Source organism: Antarctobacter sp. (genome assembly GCF_034670325.1).
Lineage (GTDB): Bacteria > Pseudomonadota > Alphaproteobacteria > Rhodobacterales > Rhodobacteraceae > Antarctobacter.
Window position 1 is genome coordinate 231556 of record NZ_JAXMNR010000002.1, and the last position, 17243, is coordinate 248798.

The 17243-nt window shown below is 63.1% G+C and carries 14 protein-coding genes; 9 read left to right on the forward strand and 5 right to left on the reverse strand.

The genetic code is table 11. The features are described 5' to 3' along the window. The first annotated feature begins 75 nt into the window (after positions 1 to 75). From VOI21_RS06300 to VOI21_RS06330, 7 genes are all read left to right on the forward strand, one after another. A complete protein-coding gene (locus VOI21_RS06300; protein WP_323768841.1) occupies positions 76 to 483 on the forward strand; it encodes a hypothetical protein in 408 nt (135 codons plus the stop codon). Positions 484 to 589: 106 nt separating this feature from the next. Next, complete coding sequence (locus VOI21_RS06305; protein ID WP_323768843.1) at positions 590 to 1492, forward strand: AEC family transporter; 903 nt, start codon at positions 590 to 592, stop codon at positions 1490 to 1492. 265 nt (positions 1493 to 1757) lie between these two features. Further along, positions 1758 to 2213, forward strand: coding sequence for a GNAT family N-acetyltransferase (locus VOI21_RS06310; RefSeq protein WP_323768845.1), 456 nt, complete (start codon positions 1758 to 1760; stop codon positions 2211 to 2213). Then, the gene (locus VOI21_RS06315; protein ID WP_323768847.1) at positions 2213 to 3601 is read left to right on the forward strand and encodes a DUF2927 domain-containing protein; all 1389 of its coding nucleotides are present in this window, start codon (positions 2213 to 2215) and stop codon (positions 3599 to 3601) included. Before VOI21_RS06310 ends, VOI21_RS06315 begins: the two co-directional genes overlap by 1 nt. Further along, on the forward strand, positions 3598 to 3765 hold the full coding sequence (locus VOI21_RS06320) for an apolipoprotein acyltransferase (RefSeq protein ID WP_323768849.1): 168 nt from the start codon (positions 3598 to 3600) through the stop codon (positions 3763 to 3765). Before VOI21_RS06315 ends, VOI21_RS06320 begins: the two co-directional genes overlap by 4 nt. A 48-nt stretch (positions 3766 to 3813) precedes the next feature. Further along, the gene (locus VOI21_RS06325; RefSeq protein ID WP_323768851.1) at positions 3814 to 4995 is read left to right on the forward strand and encodes a VWA domain-containing protein; all 1182 of its coding nucleotides are present in this window, start codon (positions 3814 to 3816) and stop codon (positions 4993 to 4995) included. Between the two features lie 139 nt (positions 4996 to 5134). After that, positions 5135 to 5425 (forward strand): hypothetical protein, encoded by a 291-nt coding sequence (locus tag VOI21_RS06330; protein ID WP_323768853.1) that lies wholly within the window; start codon positions 5135 to 5137, stop codon positions 5423 to 5425. A gap of 181 nt (positions 5426 to 5606) precedes the next feature. Here VOI21_RS06330 and VOI21_RS06335 read toward each other — a convergent pair whose 3' ends face one another. Next, on the reverse strand, positions 5607 to 6674 hold the full coding sequence (locus tag VOI21_RS06335) for a tetratricopeptide repeat protein (RefSeq protein ID WP_323768855.1): 1068 nt from the start codon (positions 6672 to 6674) through the stop codon (positions 5607 to 5609). A gap of 305 nt (positions 6675 to 6979) precedes the next feature. Between VOI21_RS06335 and VOI21_RS06340 the strand changes: the two genes are divergently transcribed. Beyond that, positions 6980 to 8482 carry a hypothetical protein gene (locus VOI21_RS06340; protein WP_323768857.1) on the forward strand — a complete coding sequence of 501 codons (1503 nt, stop codon included), beginning with the start codon at positions 6980 to 6982 and terminating at the stop codon, positions 8480 to 8482. Between the two features lie 232 nt (positions 8483 to 8714). Here the strand turns inward: VOI21_RS06340 and VOI21_RS06345 are convergent, their stop codons facing one another. Further along, positions 8715 to 9710 carry an SUMF1/EgtB/PvdO family nonheme iron enzyme gene (locus VOI21_RS06345; protein ID WP_323768859.1) on the reverse strand — a complete coding sequence of 332 codons (996 nt, stop codon included), beginning with the start codon at positions 9708 to 9710 and terminating at the stop codon, positions 8715 to 8717. A gap of 8 nt (positions 9711 to 9718) precedes the next feature. Next, the gene (locus VOI21_RS06350; protein ID WP_323768860.1) at positions 9719 to 11470 is read right to left on the reverse strand and encodes a hypothetical protein; all 1752 of its coding nucleotides are present in this window, start codon (positions 11468 to 11470) and stop codon (positions 9719 to 9721) included. A gap of 430 nt (positions 11471 to 11900) precedes the next feature. Between VOI21_RS06350 and VOI21_RS06355 the strand changes: the two genes are divergently transcribed. Further along, positions 11901 to 12917, forward strand: coding sequence for a Hint domain-containing protein (locus VOI21_RS06355; RefSeq protein WP_323768862.1), 1017 nt, complete (start codon positions 11901 to 11903; stop codon positions 12915 to 12917). Between the two features lie 33 nt (positions 12918 to 12950). On the opposite strand, the gene VOI21_RS06360 is transcribed toward VOI21_RS06355, so the two are convergent. Together VOI21_RS06360 and VOI21_RS06365 are read right to left on the reverse strand one after the other, a co-directional pair. Next, a complete protein-coding gene (locus VOI21_RS06360; RefSeq protein ID WP_323768864.1) occupies positions 12951 to 15461 on the reverse strand; it encodes a CoA transferase in 2511 nt (836 codons plus the stop codon). 23 nt (positions 15462 to 15484) lie between these two features. After that, positions 15485 to 17149: a GMC family oxidoreductase gene (locus VOI21_RS06365; RefSeq protein ID WP_323768866.1), complete on the reverse strand. Its 1665-nt coding sequence runs from the start codon at positions 17147 to 17149 to the stop codon at positions 15485 to 15487. Positions 17150 to 17243 lie beyond the last annotated feature (94 nt).

Genomic DNA, 17243 nt, shown 5'->3' on the forward strand with positions numbered 1-17243 from the left:
GCCTTGGCCGGTGTCGCGGCGGCGGCTTTGCTTGCGGCCCCCGTCGCCGCGCAGTGTCAAACGGGGACACCCGACATGGCGGAGCCGGTCTCAAAAGCCGTGATAACGCTGAACCTGACCTCGCCAGAGGGACAGGTTCAGTCCGTTCTGGACGCGCTGCGGGTGCCTGCCCTTTCGGTCCGGCTAAAGGATATAACCGTCACGCAGGGCGCGCCCGAGGGGTTTCGGGTCTTTGTCAACGCCAAGGACGCCGGGCCGCAGACCTCCATCGACGATCCGGCCTATGTGGCCAGCGTGGCGTTTTTTCCGCAGCCCGTTGTCGGCAAATCCGCAGGCTCCTTCGTGGTGGATCTGACGCCCGCGCTGGACCGGATGGCAAAGCAGGACCTGCTGGCCGCTGATGCCCCGCTGTCGCTGACCTTGGTCCCCATCGGTCCAGAGGACGCGCGGATTTCGGTCGGGGAACCGGAACTCCTGAAATAGCCCGAACCTGCCCTTGCGAGGGCAGTTTCTGCGGTTACCGCGATCAGGTCGCTTGCGGTCTCCGGCCTGCTGTGGTGTGAAGACCGGGTTTCCAACCCGGTCCCCCATGCTCCAGATCCTCACCCATGACATTCTGCCGGTGTTTTCCATGCTGGCGCTCGGTTTCCTGCTGGGCCGGTTCGGCAAGGTCAGCCGGGACGAGGCCGGGGCGGTCAACCGCGTTGCCTTTCTGATCCTGCAACCGGCGCTGATCTTTCCGCTGATCTCGGCGCTGGACTGGTCCGCCTTCCGCTTTGAGGCTATCGCCGCCTATGCGGGCGCGCAGGTCATACTGTTCGTGCTGGCCTTCGCGATCTGCCGGTTGCTGTTCCGGCGAGAGTTGCTGGAGGCTTGGCTGCTGGCCATGGCGGTGATCTTCGTCAACACACTGCTCTATATCTGGCCGATCAGCTTTCTCATCTACGGCGAGGCCGCCGCCCTGCCCGTCACCGCCATCGTCGCCTGGGACTCGGCGGTCACCTTTGGCTTCTTCATCGTCTCTACCGACCTGATGGCCAATCGCGGCGCGGGACCCGGTCCGGCGCTGAAACGCATCGTGTCAAACCCGGTGCTGATCGCCATTGCGCTGGGCACGGCGGTCAACCTGCTGGGCCTGACATTGCCAGAGCCGCTGCTCACCGCGATGGGCTTTGCCGGGGCCGGGGCCGCGCCGCTGACGCTGTTTGCGCTGGGGGTGATCCTGTCGAGCCATGCGCTGACGCCCTCCCCGGTGATCGCCACGATCGCCGCGCTCAAACTGCTGGCCTTTCCGGCGCTGGTGGCCGCCGCGGTCTGGATGGTGGCCCCGCCCGCCGACTGGCAGACGCTGTTCACGCTGACCGCCGCCGGGCCGTCGGGAGCGATGGCCTTTGCGCTGGCGATGCTCTACCGGGTGCGCACCGACGCCATCGCCCCGGTCATCATCTGGACCAGCCTTTTGTCGCTGATATCGCTGGCCTGGCTCGCCTGATCCGCCGCAAACCCGTCATGCTTTTCCCGCCGCGCGGGGATCAACGGGCAAAAACCGTGGCAGAACGGTCTCACCGCGCCACAGCAACCCCCTGAAAAAACATGCCTCTTGTAGAAAATTCCCGAAATCGGGAAAAAATTGTCCACAGGCATCCATGGCGCTGTGCAGGAACCCTGATTTTGCCTTATAGTGACCCAACAGAGGACAGAATACCTAAGGATGTCTTAAGGCACCCTAGAGAAACAAAAGCAGGCAGGCTTCAAAAGTGTCCCAACATACGGCTCTCACGGTGCGCCCCCTGCGCGCTGCGGACGAACCGGCGTGGCGTAAACTCTGGACGGCCTATCTGGCCTTTTACGAGTCCTCTGTCGATGAGCCGGTCTACGCGTCCACATTTGCGCGCCTTCTGGGCGATGATCCGCGCGACTACAACGCCCTTGTCGCCGAAAGCGGCGGGCAGCTTGTCGGCCTGACGCACTACCTGTTTCACCGCCACGCGTGGAAAATCGAAGAGGTCTGTTACCTGCAGGATCTCTACGCCACCCCCGAGACCCGCGGCACCGGCGTTGGCCGCGCCCTGATCGAGGGCGTTTACGCCGCCGCCGATGCCTACGGCGCGCCATCGGTCTACTGGAACACGCAACATTTCAACGCCACCGCGCGCCGCCTGTATGACCGGATCGGCACGCTGACCCCCTTCGTCAAGTACCAGAGGGTCTGATGCGCACCGCCCGTCGCTTTTTGCTGCCGCTCTATCTCCTGCTGGGTGCCTGTATGCCGGTCACCCCCTCGGACACCGCCGCCACCCGTGCCGCGGCGGTCGATGGCAGCAGCGCCCTGCCCCCGATGAAAAGCTTTGCAGTCCCGCGCCCGCAGGCCACGGTGGCCTCGAACTCGGACATCGCGCGCGATTTCCTCGATCTTGCCTTTACGCTGGAATCCGGCCGCCCGCTGCCGGTGCTCACCCGTTTCGAGACCGCCATCAGCGTGCGCGTCACCGGCGCGCCGCCCTCGTCTCTGGCCCCCGACCTGCGCCGCCTGTTGCACCGGTTGCGCAGTGAGGCCGGCATCAACATCGCCCTCACCGACGACCCCGCCGCCAATATCACCGTGCAGGCCGTCAGCCGGGCCGAGATCCGCAATGCCCTGCCGCAGGCCGCCTGTTTCGTGGTGCCCAACGTCTCCTCCTTGGCGGAATACCGCAGCAAGCGCCGCTCGCGCGAGGTCAGCTGGACCGCCCTGCGGGAGCGCAAACGGCTGGCGATCTTCCTGCCCAACGATTCCTCCCCGCAAGAGGTCCGCGACTGCCTGCATGAGGAACTCGCACAGGCCATCGGCCCGCTGAACGATCTCTACCGCCTGCCCGACAGCGTCTTTAACGACGACAATGTCCACACGGTTCTGACCGGCTATGACATGCTGATCCTGCGCGCCTACTACGATCCCGCGCTGCGCAACGGCATGTCCCGGAACGAGGTCGCCGACCGCCTGCCCGGCATCCTGTCGCGGATCAACCCGCGCGGTCAGGGCATCGGCCCCCGGCGTCTGGCCAAAACCCCACGGGTCTGGATCGACGCCGTGCAGACCGCCCTTGGCCCCGGTGCCAACCCGGCCCAACGCCGCGCCGCCGCCATCGAGGCGCTCAAGGTCGCCTCGGCGATGGGGTGGAGCGATCACCGCCGCGCCTTTTCGCATTACGCCATGGGACGGCTGTTGCAGGCCACCGACCCGCAGGCCGCCCAAGACCAGTTTGTGCTGGCGCAGCGGTACTTCGGGCGCAGCCCCGACACCGCGCTGCATCGCGCCTATGTCGCCTCGCAGCTTTCGGCCTACGCGATCAGCGCGGGCGACGCGCAGGGCGCGCTGGCCATCCTGACCCCCCATCTGGACACCGCCGCGCGGCATGAAAACGCCGCGCTGCTGGCCACTCTCCTGATGCTGCGGGCAGAGGCGCTGGAACTGTCCGGTCGCGTCACAGAGGGCCGCAACGTCCGGGTGGACTCGCTTGGCTGGGCGCGATACGGCTTCGGCTCGGATTGGGCGGTGCGCGCGAAACTGCGCGAAATCGGTGCGCTCAACCCGGCAAGGCAGGGGCAAGGAACGTTATGATCGTGATCCTCGGGGCGCTTCTTGGCGCCGTCATCGGCGGCACCACCGCAAAGCGGCGCAAAGGCAATTTTGCGGACATCGCGCAATACGCCGTCGTCTATGCCATCGCCTTCGGCCTGCTGGGGTTCTTCGTGACCATCGCGATCGAGAAATCGCTGGGCTGATCCCGTCGTCCGGTTGCCTCCGGGCATCCTCTGGCCTAGCGTCGCGCCATGTTTGTTCCCTTCTTCGAAACCCTGCGGAAATCCGGTGTTCCGGTCACGCTGCGCGAATATCTGACCTTTCTCGAAGGGTTGCGCGCCGGGCTGGCCACCTATGACGTCGAGGCGTTTTATTTCCTCGCCCGCAGCGCGATGGTCAAGGATGAGCGTCATCTGGACCGCTTTGACCGCGCCTTTGCCACCGCCTTCAAAGGGCTGGACCAGATCACCCCGGAACAGGTGCTGGAGGCGGTCAACCTGCCCGACGACTGGCTGCGCAAACAGGCCGAAAAGCACCTGACCGATGAGGAACGCGCCCAGATCGAGGCGCTGGGCGGCTTTGACAAGCTGATGGAGACGCTCAAAGAGCGGCTCAAGGAACAACAGAGCCGCCATCAGGGCGGCAACAAGTGGATCGGCACCGCCGGCACCTCGCCCTTTGGGGCCTATGGCTACAACCCCGAAGGCATCCGCATCGGTCAGGACGAAAGCCGCCATCAACGCGCGGTCAAGGTCTGGGACAAATGCGAGTTCCGCAACCTCGATGACAGTGTCGAGCTGGGCACCCGCAACATCAAGGTGGCACTGAAACGCCTGCGCCGCTGGGTCCGTCAGGGCGCGGAAGAGGAACTGGACCTGAACGGCACCATCCGCGCCACCGCCGAACACGGCTATCTGGACGTCCAGACCCGGCCAGAGCGTCACAACGCGGTCAAGGTGCTGCTGTTCTTTGACGTCGGCGGCTCGATGGACCCGTTCATTCGCGTGGTCGAGGAATTGTTTTCCGCCGCCCGGTCAGAGTTCAAACACCTTGAACACTACTACTTTCACAACTGCCTGTATGAGGGCGTCTGGCGCGACAATGCCCGCCGCTACGATCAGCAGACCCCGACGTGGGAGGTGCTGAACACCTACGGTCCGGACTACAAGTGCATCTTTGTGGGCGACGCCTCCATGTCTCCCTATGAGGTGGCCTATCCCGGCGGCGCAAGCGAACACTGGAACGCCGAGGCCGGTCAGGTCTGGCTGCAACGCGCCCGCGACCAGTGGCACGATCATCTCTGGATCAACCCGGTGCCGGAGAAGCACTGGCAGTACACCCAGTCGATCCAGATGATCCGCGAGGTGTTCGAGGACCGCATGGTGCCGATGACGCTCGCAGGGATCGACCGGGGTATGCGCCTGCTAGGTTGACGGCAACGGGCTGTCTGCATTGGGGTTTTGAAGCGAAGGTTCGACAGGCATGAAGACCGTGAAAATTGCAGCGATGTTGGTCGTGCTGGCTGCGCCAGCGATGGCCGATCAGTAGGCCCGCGCGCGCGAGCTTTTGGAGATGTGGCAACCGCAAAGCGTGGCCATCGACGGCGGTGTTCTGACCCTGGTTCTGCCCCAGAACAGGATCAGCGAAGAGATCTATATGGCGGTGCTGACGTCCGGCCTGTGTCTTGGCTTCGCAATGGACAAGCCGCTGAACGGTCTTTCGGGAATAGAGGTGCTGAACCGACATGGGCGGCAGGGCTACGTTCTGGAACACGGTCTTGAGACCTGCGAGACATGGAACGGGCGGCCGGTGGGGTCCAAGACAACCTACTACGAGATTTTGGGCGCGACCCATCTTTACTGACGGCTGAGCGGTGCAAGACAGGGGTTTGCGGGCCAAAGCGAAGCGCACCAACACGGGTTACGCCCTGCCCAAAAAAGGGCCCGGCATTCCATCGGAACACCGGGCCTTTGTTAACCAGAGGTAAAAACGCCTCTGTAAACCGTTGATTTTATTCAGGCGCCAGGCTGTCCACGTGTGGACACTAGGGCGCCAGCCCCCGCGCCGCCCCCAAGGTGCCGGGGCCAATCTTGGCGTCCAAAGCGCCATCATACAGCCCGCGCTCCTGCAAGATCCGCTGGAAAACCAGCGCCGTCTCGCGGTCCCATTGCACCGCTCGGCCCGACACGGTCCCCCGGATCTCATTGACCGAAACCTTGCCCGTCTCCAGCGCCTGAACATACAAGGACGCGGCCTGCTGGGGATCATACTCGACCCCCTCGCCGCGCTCATACAGGAACCCCAGCGCATTGATCGCCGCCGCGTCGCCGCCCTGCGCCGACCGCCGGATCAAGGCCGCCCGCTGCGCCGGGTCCGTCACCGGCCCGTCCTCTGAATACAGCGTCTGCAACGCCCGCGCCGCATCCTCATTGCCCTGAGCCGAGGCTTTCTCCAGCATCTCGGCGGCCTTCACCACATCCGGCAGGCCCAACTCTTCGGCCAGACTGCGCGGGATATTGTTGGGCTGCATATAGATCGCAGCCAGTCGCAGCTGAGCAAAGTGATAGCCCTCGCTCGCCGACTGTTCCAACAAGCTGACCATCTGGCGGAAATCGCGCGAGGTGCCACGACCCAGCCCGCTCATCATCGCCAGTGTCGCCAATGCCGGCAGATCGCCCGCGTCCGATGCGGCGCGGTATTCCGACATGGCCCGGTCGATGTCCGGCTTCACACCCCCGGTGCCAAAGTTGAAATAGTCGCCGATCTTGGTCCGCGCCGCTGCAACCCCTGCCTCGGCGGCCAGCTCGAATGTCTCCAGCGCCAGCGCGTGTTCACCATCCGCCTGCATCAGCACCGCCACGTTGAACAGGGCCTCCGGATCCGGTGCGGCCCCGATCACCGCCCGCTCACACGCCGCCCGCGCACTGCGCAGCGCCCGAAAATAATCCGACACCGCCTGCTTGCTGACCGGCGCTTCTGCGGTGGCCGGACCAGCCAGTTCACGGCAGGTCGCGGCAGCCTCTTCCGCACCGGCCGTGAACCCCGGCGTGGCCAGCGGCAGCAGCACGCAGGCGAGAATCGCCTTGGTCAGATCTCTTTTCAAACGGGTCATCCGCGCGTTCCTTTCAACTTTTCGGCGTTTTTCCAAAGATCGCCCACGAGTTGTTGCCTCGCTGCACGCTCTCGCGGAAAACCGCCACCGATTGCCGAAGCAAATTGACTTAAATACACAGTTACCCTTTCATTCCAATTGGATGAGATCAAACGCTATCAGTCAATGCATCGGTGCATGACCTCACTTGCGGCCTTGTAGCCACAGGCGGCGTATGGACAGCATTGGCGGCTTCCCGCCCAAGTCGGGGGTCAGCGCGCGCAACGTCATTGTTCGCTTAACGCTTGGCGTCTACGAGGCAGCACATGATGCAGGCAAACACTCCCAAATTAGAAATTCCCGAAAATCTCAAGATCAGGTTTTCCGGACTTGCAGCCCTGACGCGCAAACCGCGTTTCGTGGCCGCCGCACTTGGCTTTGCTGCGGTGAATGCCGCCGCCGCTGTGACCATTCTGCTCTGGACGCCAGAGACGCAGCTGTCCACAGGGGCCGTGCCGCCAGTGACGGTCAGCCGCCTGACACCGTCCCCAGCATCCAACCGGGTCATATTGGATACGGTCGTGCGCCGCCTGCCCCGCGCTCAGACGTGGCACCCGCCGCACCAACTGCCGACACAGCGCGTCCATGCCAGCGCACCCGACCTGTCCCGCGCCGCACCGGCGGGCCTATCGGCGCCGCGCGCCGATGGACTGCCACAAGCGGATACACAGCCCGTGCCACAGGCGCTGGCAGCTTTGCCGCCCAGCAGCATTTCGCCCGAGCCGCAGCCCGAAGTATTGAACGCGTCCTTGATGCCCCGGATCGCGACAATTGCAGGCGTCCGTCCGCGCATGCGGCCCGAGTTTGACCTGACAGATGTCACAGATGGCACGCAGGTCGCGGTTTCATTGCGCCCCATGGCCCGTCCGGAGGGTCTGAAAGTGCCCGAACCCCGTATTGCCGCCGCACCTGAAACCGCCGTGCCCGAGACCACGCTGGCCTCATTGCCACGCAGCATCGAACGCCCTGTTGGCGGCGCTGTGTGCAACACACGGTTGACCCGCGCGATGCCCAACCGCAAAGGCTCTGCCAAGGGCGGCAAGTCGGTCATGTCCGGTCTGATGCGGGTCAGCGGCACCGAACGTGACCGCCGTGTCGCCGGTGAGCTTATGGCCGGAAACATGCCGTCATTCCTGCAGGACCTTGTCCCGGTAGAGGTTTCGGGCCGCGCCCGTGATGGCGCAGGCGTCAAGATCACCTTTTGCGTGACCCCGGATTACCTTGCCGTTGGCAACAACCGTGACTTTGTGCGCGTGCCGATGGGGCTGCCCGCCGCGATGCAGGTCGCGGGTCGGTTCGACATGATGCTGCCGACGCGCCGTATGGTCGACCAGATCTATCGCGCCTCGGACAAACGTGTCGCGCCCAGCCCGATGAAGCCGGGGCCGCAAATGTCCTCGACCGACTACCTTGTGCGCCACAACGCCACCGTTGAAACGCAAGTGCGCGGTGCCTCTGTTGCCGGTCATCTGATCGCAGGCCACAAAAAGGATTTGGTGCTGACCAACCGCCTCAACAAGAACCGTGGCCGGGTTGCGATCTACGGATGGCACCGGACAAACGGCAAGGCGATCCAACCGCTCAGCACCGTGCACGGCGCGACTTATGCCGACTATAGCCACGGTGTCCGCCTTGTCAGCCAGACCGCCTATCTGAATGGGCGTCCGGTGCGGCTGGCCGATCTGATGGCCGACCCGGATTTCGCGAGTCTTATCAGCGACGAAGGCCCGATCCGCGCCGCACAACTGCGGGTGGCCAGCGCCAACTGAGGCGCATCACTGCGATTTATCGCGACAGGTTCGACATAGTCAGAGGGGGCGCTGCCCCCTCTTTTTTTTGCCTCCACCCCACGGAGTTCGGCACAGCCAAAGAAACCTTCCACCCACGCCAAAGAGGCGCGTCGGGCCGTTCCGGTTACGCTCTTGCACCTGTGCCCCAACACAAAAACGCCGCCGGGCTCTCTGCCCGGCGGCGTTCTTTGTTCTGACGTGTCTGGAAGGGTCAGTTCACATCCTTGAAGCAACGAAATCCAAGGTGATAGTTGTGATGGCTGTTGGTCGCCAAAACGCGGCTGCCGTGCCAATAAGGGGCGCGCCACCGGCTCCAGTGGGTGTGGGCGCGGACCTTGTCCCAGATGAACCAGCTGCCCTTCATCTCCGTGACGCCCAGTTTTGTGCTGCCACGGCTGGCCATCTGGTCTGCGGCCAAAGGCAGGTTCATGTGCTCTGCCGCATTGCCGTCTAGGTCGTAGACGCCAAGCGGACTCTTGCAGTCGGGAAAGCTGCCCGCCGGGTAGGTGTTCGAACCGCAGCCGGTAAAGCTGCCGCCGTTGCAGGACGCGGACTTGGTGCTGTTGGTGGCGCAGACGCCGCGTTTCCAGGTTGGGCCGATGCTGTAGCGGGCGCTGGGTTCATACTTGCGGTTGTGCGCCGCGCGGGCGGCCTGCACGCTCATGCCGAAGAAATAGTCCGGCGGCGTAAGCGCCCCGTGAGAGGCACCTTCCCATTCATGCGCGTCCCCGATCCGCTTGCCCTCGGCGGCGCAAAGCAGCGCCGCCTCTCGCGCGCGGACCCATGTCACGGGGTAAGCCAGCGGCACGTTGGGGTATTCGAACATGTCGGCGCAAGCCTTGGCATCGCCGGGCTTTTGCGTGGCCGGATCATAGAGCGGCGCCATGTATTTCTCGCCGCAGATCTTCTCGAACGCCTTGTTCCGATAGAACTCCAGCGCCGGGGCGGGCAGGCGCGCCTGCGCCTGCTCTGGCGTCATCGGGTGCCGGGTGACGGACGGATTGCCCTGTCCAATCCAGCGCGATCCGGCAAAGATCTGGCGGATCCGGCCCAGTTCGGCATCGGTGACACCGCGCGCCGCCTGCATCTGGCGGAACATCGCCTCGTTGTTTTGTTGCAGGCTTTGCGCCGATGCCTCAGTCAGGCCCAACGCCCCCGTCAGCGCGACAGCCAGCCCCGTCCCCAGCAGTTTGCGAAACGTCATCATGGGATGCCTCACTTCCTCAGCAGGTAGACGAAATCGCGGTTGTCAGGAAAGCCCACAAAGCGCGGGATCGGTGTGCCATCACGGCGCTTTGAGTCGATCGAGGCCATGCCGCGCACCAGGTGATGCGGCGCCACATCGCCGTTTTCCTGTGTATATACAGCGGCATAGGTGTGCTCTTGCGAGTTCATGTCCAGCAGCATGGCATAGTCGCAGCCATAGGCCTGAAAGGTCCGCGCCATGGCCGACGGCGTGGCCGTCGAGAAATAGGCGTACATCAGGAACTGACGTCCCCCGGCGGTCTTCATGCAGGCCCCGCCGCGCAGGGTGCGCAGCTTGGCGTCGGCATTTCCGGACCAGTTGCCGCCCATCCAGCTGCGGATCTGGCTGCCGGGCACACCTGCGCCAGTGGCAGGGTCAGGCTCAACCACCGCCACACCGTTCTGGCGGGCATGGTGGATGCGCGGCAACAGCTTGTTGTCCGCCTCGGTCCAGGTGCGCATGTCGATGGTGCCATCATCCAGTACAAGGATCGTAGCCAGATCGGGCTGAAGCTTGGAAAAGATCACCCCCTCGCTAATGAACCCATAATGGTGGCCATAGTTGGTATAGGCCTTTTCCGTCAGCCGCCATGCGCCGTGGCTACGCTTGAATCCAGAGGCAAAGGTGCCGACAACGCGGTCCGTCTTGGCCGGGCTAAGCATGCCCGAGCGCACCAGCGGGGCTGAATCGTCGATGCCGTCTGGGCCGGGAATACGGTAGTTCCGGCCCGCGCCGGAGGGGCGCGGCGACCAGTCGACGCGCGGGTGGTCGGTGCCCAGTTCCAGACCGACCTCAAACTGTTCCAGATCGAAGGCGATCAGATAGACGTCGGCACCGCGTTCCACCCCGTCCAGGGCATTTGTTTCGCCCGACCGGTTCAGCAGATCGCGTGAGATCATCCCCGGTTGCATCGCGCTGGCATAGACGCCCGGAATATCGCTGACCGCGTACCAGCTACCAGCTTCGACGCGGCCGCCTTCGGCCCCGTCTAGGTCAAAGTTGAAACTGGTCCGGAACACCGGCGCATTGTCCAACTGCGCCTTGCCTAGCGCCTTGACGGTCTCGCCTGCATCGGCTCCCTCGATCACCGGGCCGGAGTTCATAAAGGCGTCTTCGTAGAAAGAGCCTTTGATCATATTGACGAGGCTTTCGCCGAAGACGACGTTGTCGCGCAGGAAATCGGCCACCGCCTCGCGGTTGGTCGAGTTGCCCTTGACGCGGTTGCGCAAAAAGACGCGCTCATCGCAAATGGGCGCGAAGGGCAAACCGCGATACTGCGCGTCGTCCAGTTCCGGGCTGCTACCTGCCCATGGCGTGCAGCGGAATTCCGTAGCCTCGCCCGCGATGACCAGTTCCGGCTCTGCCCCTGCAACCAGCGACATCGTGCTGTGCTTGGGGTCTGCCAGTTCCAGATGAAACTTGCGCGTGGATGACCAGAACCCTTCGGAGCTGACCGTCAAGAGGAACCATGAGTTGATCGCCGGGTTCAGGGCGACCAGTTCATAACTGGTGCCATCGGCACCCCGTGCGGTCTGCGTCGTGCGGAACGGCTGTAGTTCGAGGATCGTCTTGGTGCGCACTTCGTCGTATTGCTGCATTTGCAGCGCGCGTGTTTGAGGATCAAGCAAGCTGCCAGCATCGGCCATGGCCGGGGCGCTTTGAAATGTGGCTGCGGACAGGGCCGCAATGGCGGTCATCCGAACAAGGGTCTTGGGTCGCACGATTTTCCTCTCGCGTTGTCCCGGAAAGCGTCAATACGCTCTCAAAGGAATAAAACAGAGTAGCGCGCACCCAACGAAGGCAAGAGAACTCGGCACCCTCCGACAGGCACGGGCAGTCAAAGGAACACATGACAAAGATGTTCGCGGGAAAGCAACCCTCGCGGCAAAGCTCGCGGGGATGTTATGCACAGGAGACACAGCGCTGCGTCTGACAAGTCCCGTTGACCGCCTACCGGGAGCCATCTGGACCGGCACAACCATCCCGAGAGAACTCCGGTAAAACCGATATATACTGCAACTTCCATGCACCGAATAGCGCCGAATTTCGCGACGCTTGGTCCCGAAATTCCGTAAATGAACGAATTGGCCCCAATTTTGCCTAAATTTGGCTTCAGTCTGGTCAAAATTGCAAAGGGGCATTCAGGGACGCATGCCGACCTACGATATCTGGGTATTGGGCGAAGGCGACGTCACCATCAGCGGCGGCGGCCAGCTTGACGGCGTCACGCAGGGCGATGGATCGCATCTGGTCGGGCGTACCCTGACGCTGGACTCGACCAACTGGTCGGCCATTTCGGTCAATGATGGCGATACCGATTTTTCGGACAACGACTCGGGGCAGCAGTTGAACGGTGCACAGGTCGTCGATGGCGTCACTTATGCGAATGGCAGCGTCGTCGAGGCGGAATACTCTTTTACCGTGTCGGACGGCACCAACACCTACACGCTGGTCGCCTTCAACGTGCAGAACAGCTCTCCCTCCTACGCGACCGTCGAAGGGATTGCCTTTATCGGTGATCCGGGTGACTGGCCGCCGGTCGGCGTTCCGCTGACGGTTGTCTCGGCTCAGGAAGGGCCCAGCTACGCCGCGGACGAGTATGTAGAGCCGGTCTGCTTTGCGGCAGGCACGCTGATCGACACGCCGAATGGCCCAAGGCAGGCCGAACTGTTCAAGCCGGGGCATCGCGTGCTGACGATAAACGGACGCAAGGCGACCGTCCGCTGGGTCGGCCAGCGGCGCTACCGCACACATGAGGGCAACCGGCCGATCCGCTTCCGGGCCGGTGCGATTGGAAACACCCGTGACCTGATCGTATCGCCGCAGCACAGGATCCTGGTCCGCGACTGGCGCGTCTCTCTGTTGTTCGGATTGACCGGCGCATTGGTCGCGGCGCAGGATTTCGTGAACGGATCAGACGTGGTTTTTGAGGATGTCGAGGTCATCACCTATGTGCATCTGCTCTTTGACCGGCATGAGATCATCCTGTCCGAGGGCGCCCCGACCGAGAGCCTCTATCCCGGCCCCTGCGCGCTGAACAACCTTGCGCCATCGGCGCGCGCCGAACTGCTGTCGGTCTTCCCCGAACTTGGACACCACAGCCATGTGGTGCCCCCCGTGGCCCCGACCCTCAAGAGCCACGAGGCGCGGCTGCTGCTTGCGGCGTAACAGGCGCGTTAACGTCGAAAGACGTGCCTTGGGTCAGCCCGGCAAATAGGTCTTGCTCCATGAGGTGCTCAGGCTGCCCGCATCCAGCATCCTTTGCACCGCTGCATCACTATAACCAAGGTCGCTGAGGATGGCCCGCGTCGAGGTGCCGAACTTTTCCGAAGGGTTCAGCGCATAAACCTTTCCGCGCGCCGGACGCACGGCATAGGGGTCCAGTTGGACGACCTCGTGCCCCGACGGGTGGTCGGGATAGATCGAGAAAGAATAGCTGCCTCTGTCAGTCCCCGGTGTGCCGTCAAACACCTGTTCGTTGCGGGCGCGCAGGGCGTCGATGTTTTCGCAGATCGCGACACCGATGTCGGCGGCCCGCAGCCGGTTCACCCACTCGGTTGCGGGCTGGTTCTGGAAGGCATGGGCCAGATAGGCGGCGCGATCCTCAACCGCCACGTCGGGCAGTTGTTCCAACCCCTCTACCGCGCGAAAGCGCGGCAGGTCGGCCTCATAGGCACACAGCAGAATGTGGCGCAGCGAGGCGGTGCTGTAGAACCGGCTGAGCGAGTCCCAGCCGTTTGCCTCTGGCCCTGAGGGCTCATCAAACAGGCCGCGTCCCTTGTAGTCATAGGCAAAGGGCACCTGTAGCAGACCGGAATTGGCCGAAAGCGAGGTTCGCCCGCGCCCGACCCGCCCGTGCCGGTATTTCTGGTAAAGAGCCGTCGCCACCGACAGCGCCCCACCAAAGCCGCACATCACGTCGATGGTGCCGACATGGGCGTGCTCCTCTGGCCGGTCCATCGCGCCACCGAACCGGGTCATGATGCCAGTCGCCGCCTGAACAAGGTCGTCATAGCCGATGTAGTCGGTCCGCACCCCGCGCCGCACGCCCGAGAAACAGTCCAACTTGCAAAAGATCGCGTCCGGGTTCAGCTTGCGCAGGCTTTCGGCGTCCAGCCCCATGCGCTTGATCTGGCTATCCGGCGCGTTCCAGACGATCACGTCCACCGTTTTCACCAAATCCTCAAAGACCTGCCGTCCGTGACGCGATTTCAGATCGGCCAGAATGGACCGCTTGCCGCGCATCTGGCTAAGCCCGTAAATCACCGTGTTCCAACTGTCATACAGCGGTTCTGCCGGGTCCAGCTTGATCACTTCCGCGCCGAAACGCGCGAGGTAGCTGGCTGAATGCGGACCGGCGATGACATTGCACAGGTCCAGCACGCGGACCCCGGTCAACCATGCCTCCTGGTCGTTTGCGTCGGTTGCCTCGGGGATGTCGGTGCGGTGTTTCTTGAGGATTGACAGCGCCTCCTCAAAGCCGACCCAACGGCGCGGCTCTGGCGTCAGGGCCTCTTCGCCGCTTTCCTCCATCCAGACCACCGGTCCGGGCATGGTCATGTCGCCATAGACCGGGTCGGTGAGGTCGATCATCAGGCCCGCGGCCTCGGCGTATTCGTCGTTGATCCACTCTTGCAGCCACAGTTGCGCGCCACCGGGAATGCCCGCGCGGCCAAACATCTTGACCCACTCGCGCGCGGTGCGGGTCATGAAAACCTCTTTCATCCGCGCGGCGATCAAATCGGCCCAGTCCTTGGGCATCGGGTAAACACCCAGCGACACATGGCTGGTCCACTCAGCGTAGGGTTTGTAGGTGTCCTCCTCAGAGGTCAGCCCCTCTTCGACCAATTCGTCATAGATGCCCAGCACCTCAAGACAGCGCTTGGCGTGATACTTGTGGCTGGGGCAGACGACGTAGAACATGCGCCCGTCCTTGCACATGTAGCTGCGAAAGAACGGGTCCAGCAGTTCCTGCAATTCTTCGTATGAGAGGTTCATCGGCAGGCCCTCGACGCGCCGCCGCTCGATCTCTTTCTCGCGCTGGGTGAGATAGCGTTCGGGCATGTCCGCCACTTTGATCGAGTTGTAGCACAACCCTTCCATCACGGCGGCGGCCAGCGGCACCTCGACATGGTCACCCCGGCCTGTCACCTGCCGCGATTGCAGCGCCAGAACGGTCGATGACGCAGCGATCTGCGCCGCATAGGCAGAGGACAGTGGCAGAGGCGAAAAGGACGGGTTGATCCCCATCAGCACGCGGTTCAGGCCCATGTCGGTAAAGACGCCAGAACTGGCGGCGATGACGCTTTCAAACGCCCGCTGCTCGCGCCGTTCCAGATCGTTGGAGGCAAAACCGGGGATCGACAGCGTAATCAACTCGGGCCGCGCATCGCGCATCGCGCCAAAATCCAGCCCCAGCGCCGCCAGTTTGCCGGGCCGGAAATTCTCGATCAGGACATCGGCCTCGGCGCAAAGGGCGCGGGCCTTTTCCAGCCCCTCCTCGGTCTTGAGGTCAAGGTTCACGATCACCTTGTTGCGGTTCAGCGCGGCGTTGGCAGGACTGTCCCACATCGGACCGGCCGGCGGGTCGATCTTGACCACGGTAGCACCCAGATCGCCCAGCAGCATCCCTACGGCAGGGCCTGCGATATACTGACCGAAATCGACGATCTTCACGCCGGTAAGCGGAAGTTGAGAGAATGTCGTGCGCATGGATTTCCTCCGTGTTGCCGGGGTTATTCCCCGGCCAACATCCATTGGGCGGCTTTTTCCGCGATCATCAGGGTGGGTGAGTTGGTGTTGCCGCTGGTGATTTCAGGCATGACAGAGGCATCGACCACGCGCAGCCCCTTGATGCCTTTCATCCGCAGATGCGGGTCCAACGGCGCGTCCGCGTCGTCAGAACGGCCCATCCGCACGGTCCCCACCGGGTGAAAGATCGTGTTGGCGATGTCACCGGCCAGCTTGGCCAGTTCCGCATCCGACTGGTACTGTGCGCCCGGTTTGAATTCTTCAGGCTCATAGGCCCCCATCGCAGGTTGCGCCATGATCTGCCGGACCTGCCGCAGACTGTCAGCGGCGACCTTGCGGTCATCCTCTGTGTCCAGATAATTCGGCGCGATCCTGGGCGCGTCGCGGAAATCATTCGACCCGATCCGGACGCTCCCGCGTGAGGTTGGGTTCAGGTTGCAGACCGACACGGTGATGGCCGGAAAGTCGTGCAACGGCTCACCAAAAGCATCAAGGCTGAGCGGCTGCACATGGTATTCAAGGTTCGCATGAGGCCGCGAGGCATCCGACCGGGTGAACGCGCCCAATTGGCTGGGCGACATGCTCATCGGGCCGGACCGTTTGACCGCGTATTCCAACCCGATCATGGCTTTGCCGAACAGCGAAGAGGCCAGCACGTTCAGCGTCTTGGTTCCTTTGACCTTGAACACGGCGCGGATCTGCAAATGATCCTGCAGGTTTTCACCGACCTGCGGCGCGTCCATCACCACCTCGACCCCGCGCTGTTGCAAGAGGCCCGCAGGCCCCACCCCCGACAGTTGCAAAATCGCCGGAGAGTTCACCGCCCCCGCCGACAGGACAACCTCTTTGCGGGCGGTGACCGTCACCGACCGCCCTGCCCGGTTCACCATAACACCGTCACAGCACAGCGCGCCGTCGCCATCGCGGGCAAAGGTCAGCCGCTCTGCCTGTGCCTCTGTCCAGACCGTCAGGTTGCGGCGCGTCTTGGCCGGTCGCAGGAACGCCTTGGAGGTGTTCCACCGCCAGCCAGAGCGTTGGTTGACGTCAAAGTACCCCACACCCGCGTTGTCGCCCGCGTTGAAATCATCCGTCTTTTCGACGCCGATCTGTTCCGCCGCATTGGCAAAGCTGTCCAGCACATCCCAGCGCAGGCGCTGCTTTTCCACCCGCCATTCGCCGCCGGTCCCGTGCAGGTCCGAAAACCGGCTGTTGTCGCCGGTTTTCGGGTCGGCACCGCCATCGAGTTTGTAGTGATCCTCATGCCGCTTGAAATCCGGCAGGCTGTTTTCCCACGACCATGCGGCGTCACCGGTGATGCGCGCCCAGTTGTCATAGTCCCGCGCCTGCCCGCGCATGTAGATCATGCCGTTGATCGAGGAACAGCCACCCAGCGTCTTGCCACGCGGATACCGCAGGCTGCGCCCGTTCAGCCCCTTGTCGGGTTCGGTGTTGAACATCCAGTCGGCGCGCGGATTGCCGATGCAATACAGGTAGCCGACTGGGATATGTATCCAGGCATAATTGTCCCGCTTGCCGGCCTCCAGCAGCAGAACGCGGGTGTTCGGGTTCGCGCTCAACCGATTGGCAAGAAGACATCCCGCGGTCCCTGCGCCCACCACGACATAATCGAACGTCATGTCATCTGTCATCTTCTGCTCCCCCTAACCCGTTTCATCGGTGGTACAGAGCTTGAAATTCCTTTTCCAATGACAAATTTCACATACTATTATAAGCATAGATTAT

Excerpts from the sequence above, each read along its gene's own strand:
- VOI21_RS06300 (WP_323768841.1), top strand. The coding sequence starts at position 76 with ATGGCGGAGCCGGTCTCAAAAGCCGTGATAACGCTGAACCTGACCTCG.
- VOI21_RS06305 (WP_323768843.1), top strand. The coding sequence starts at position 590 with ATGCTCCAGATCCTCACCCATGACATTCTGCCGGTGTTTTCCATGCTG.
- VOI21_RS06315 (WP_323768847.1), top strand. The coding sequence starts at position 2,213 with ATGCGCACCGCCCGTCGCTTTTTGCTGCCGCTCTATCTCCTGCTGGGT.
- VOI21_RS06320 (WP_323768849.1), top strand. The coding sequence starts at position 3,598 with ATGATCGTGATCCTCGGGGCGCTTCTTGGCGCCGTCATCGGCGGCACC.
- VOI21_RS06325 (WP_323768851.1), top strand. The coding sequence starts at position 3,814 with ATGTTTGTTCCCTTCTTCGAAACCCTGCGGAAATCCGGTGTTCCGGTC.
- VOI21_RS06330 (WP_323768853.1), top strand. The coding sequence starts at position 5,135 with ATGTGGCAACCGCAAAGCGTGGCCATCGACGGCGGTGTTCTGACCCTG.
- VOI21_RS06335 (WP_323768855.1), bottom strand. The coding sequence starts at position 6,674 with ATGACCCGTTTGAAAAGAGATCTGACCAAGGCGATTCTCGCCTGCGTG.
- VOI21_RS06340 (WP_323768857.1), top strand. The coding sequence starts at position 6,980 with ATGATGCAGGCAAACACTCCCAAATTAGAAATTCCCGAAAATCTCAAG.
- VOI21_RS06345 (WP_323768859.1), bottom strand. The coding sequence starts at position 9,710 with ATGATGACGTTTCGCAAACTGCTGGGGACGGGGCTGGCTGTCGCGCTG.
- VOI21_RS06355 (WP_323768862.1), top strand. The coding sequence starts at position 11,901 with ATGCCGACCTACGATATCTGGGTATTGGGCGAAGGCGACGTCACCATC.
- VOI21_RS06360 (WP_323768864.1), bottom strand. The coding sequence starts at position 15,461 with ATGCGCACGACATTCTCTCAACTTCCGCTTACCGGCGTGAAGATCGTC.
- VOI21_RS06365 (WP_323768866.1), bottom strand. The coding sequence starts at position 17,149 with ATGACAGATGACATGACGTTCGATTATGTCGTGGTGGGCGCAGGGACC.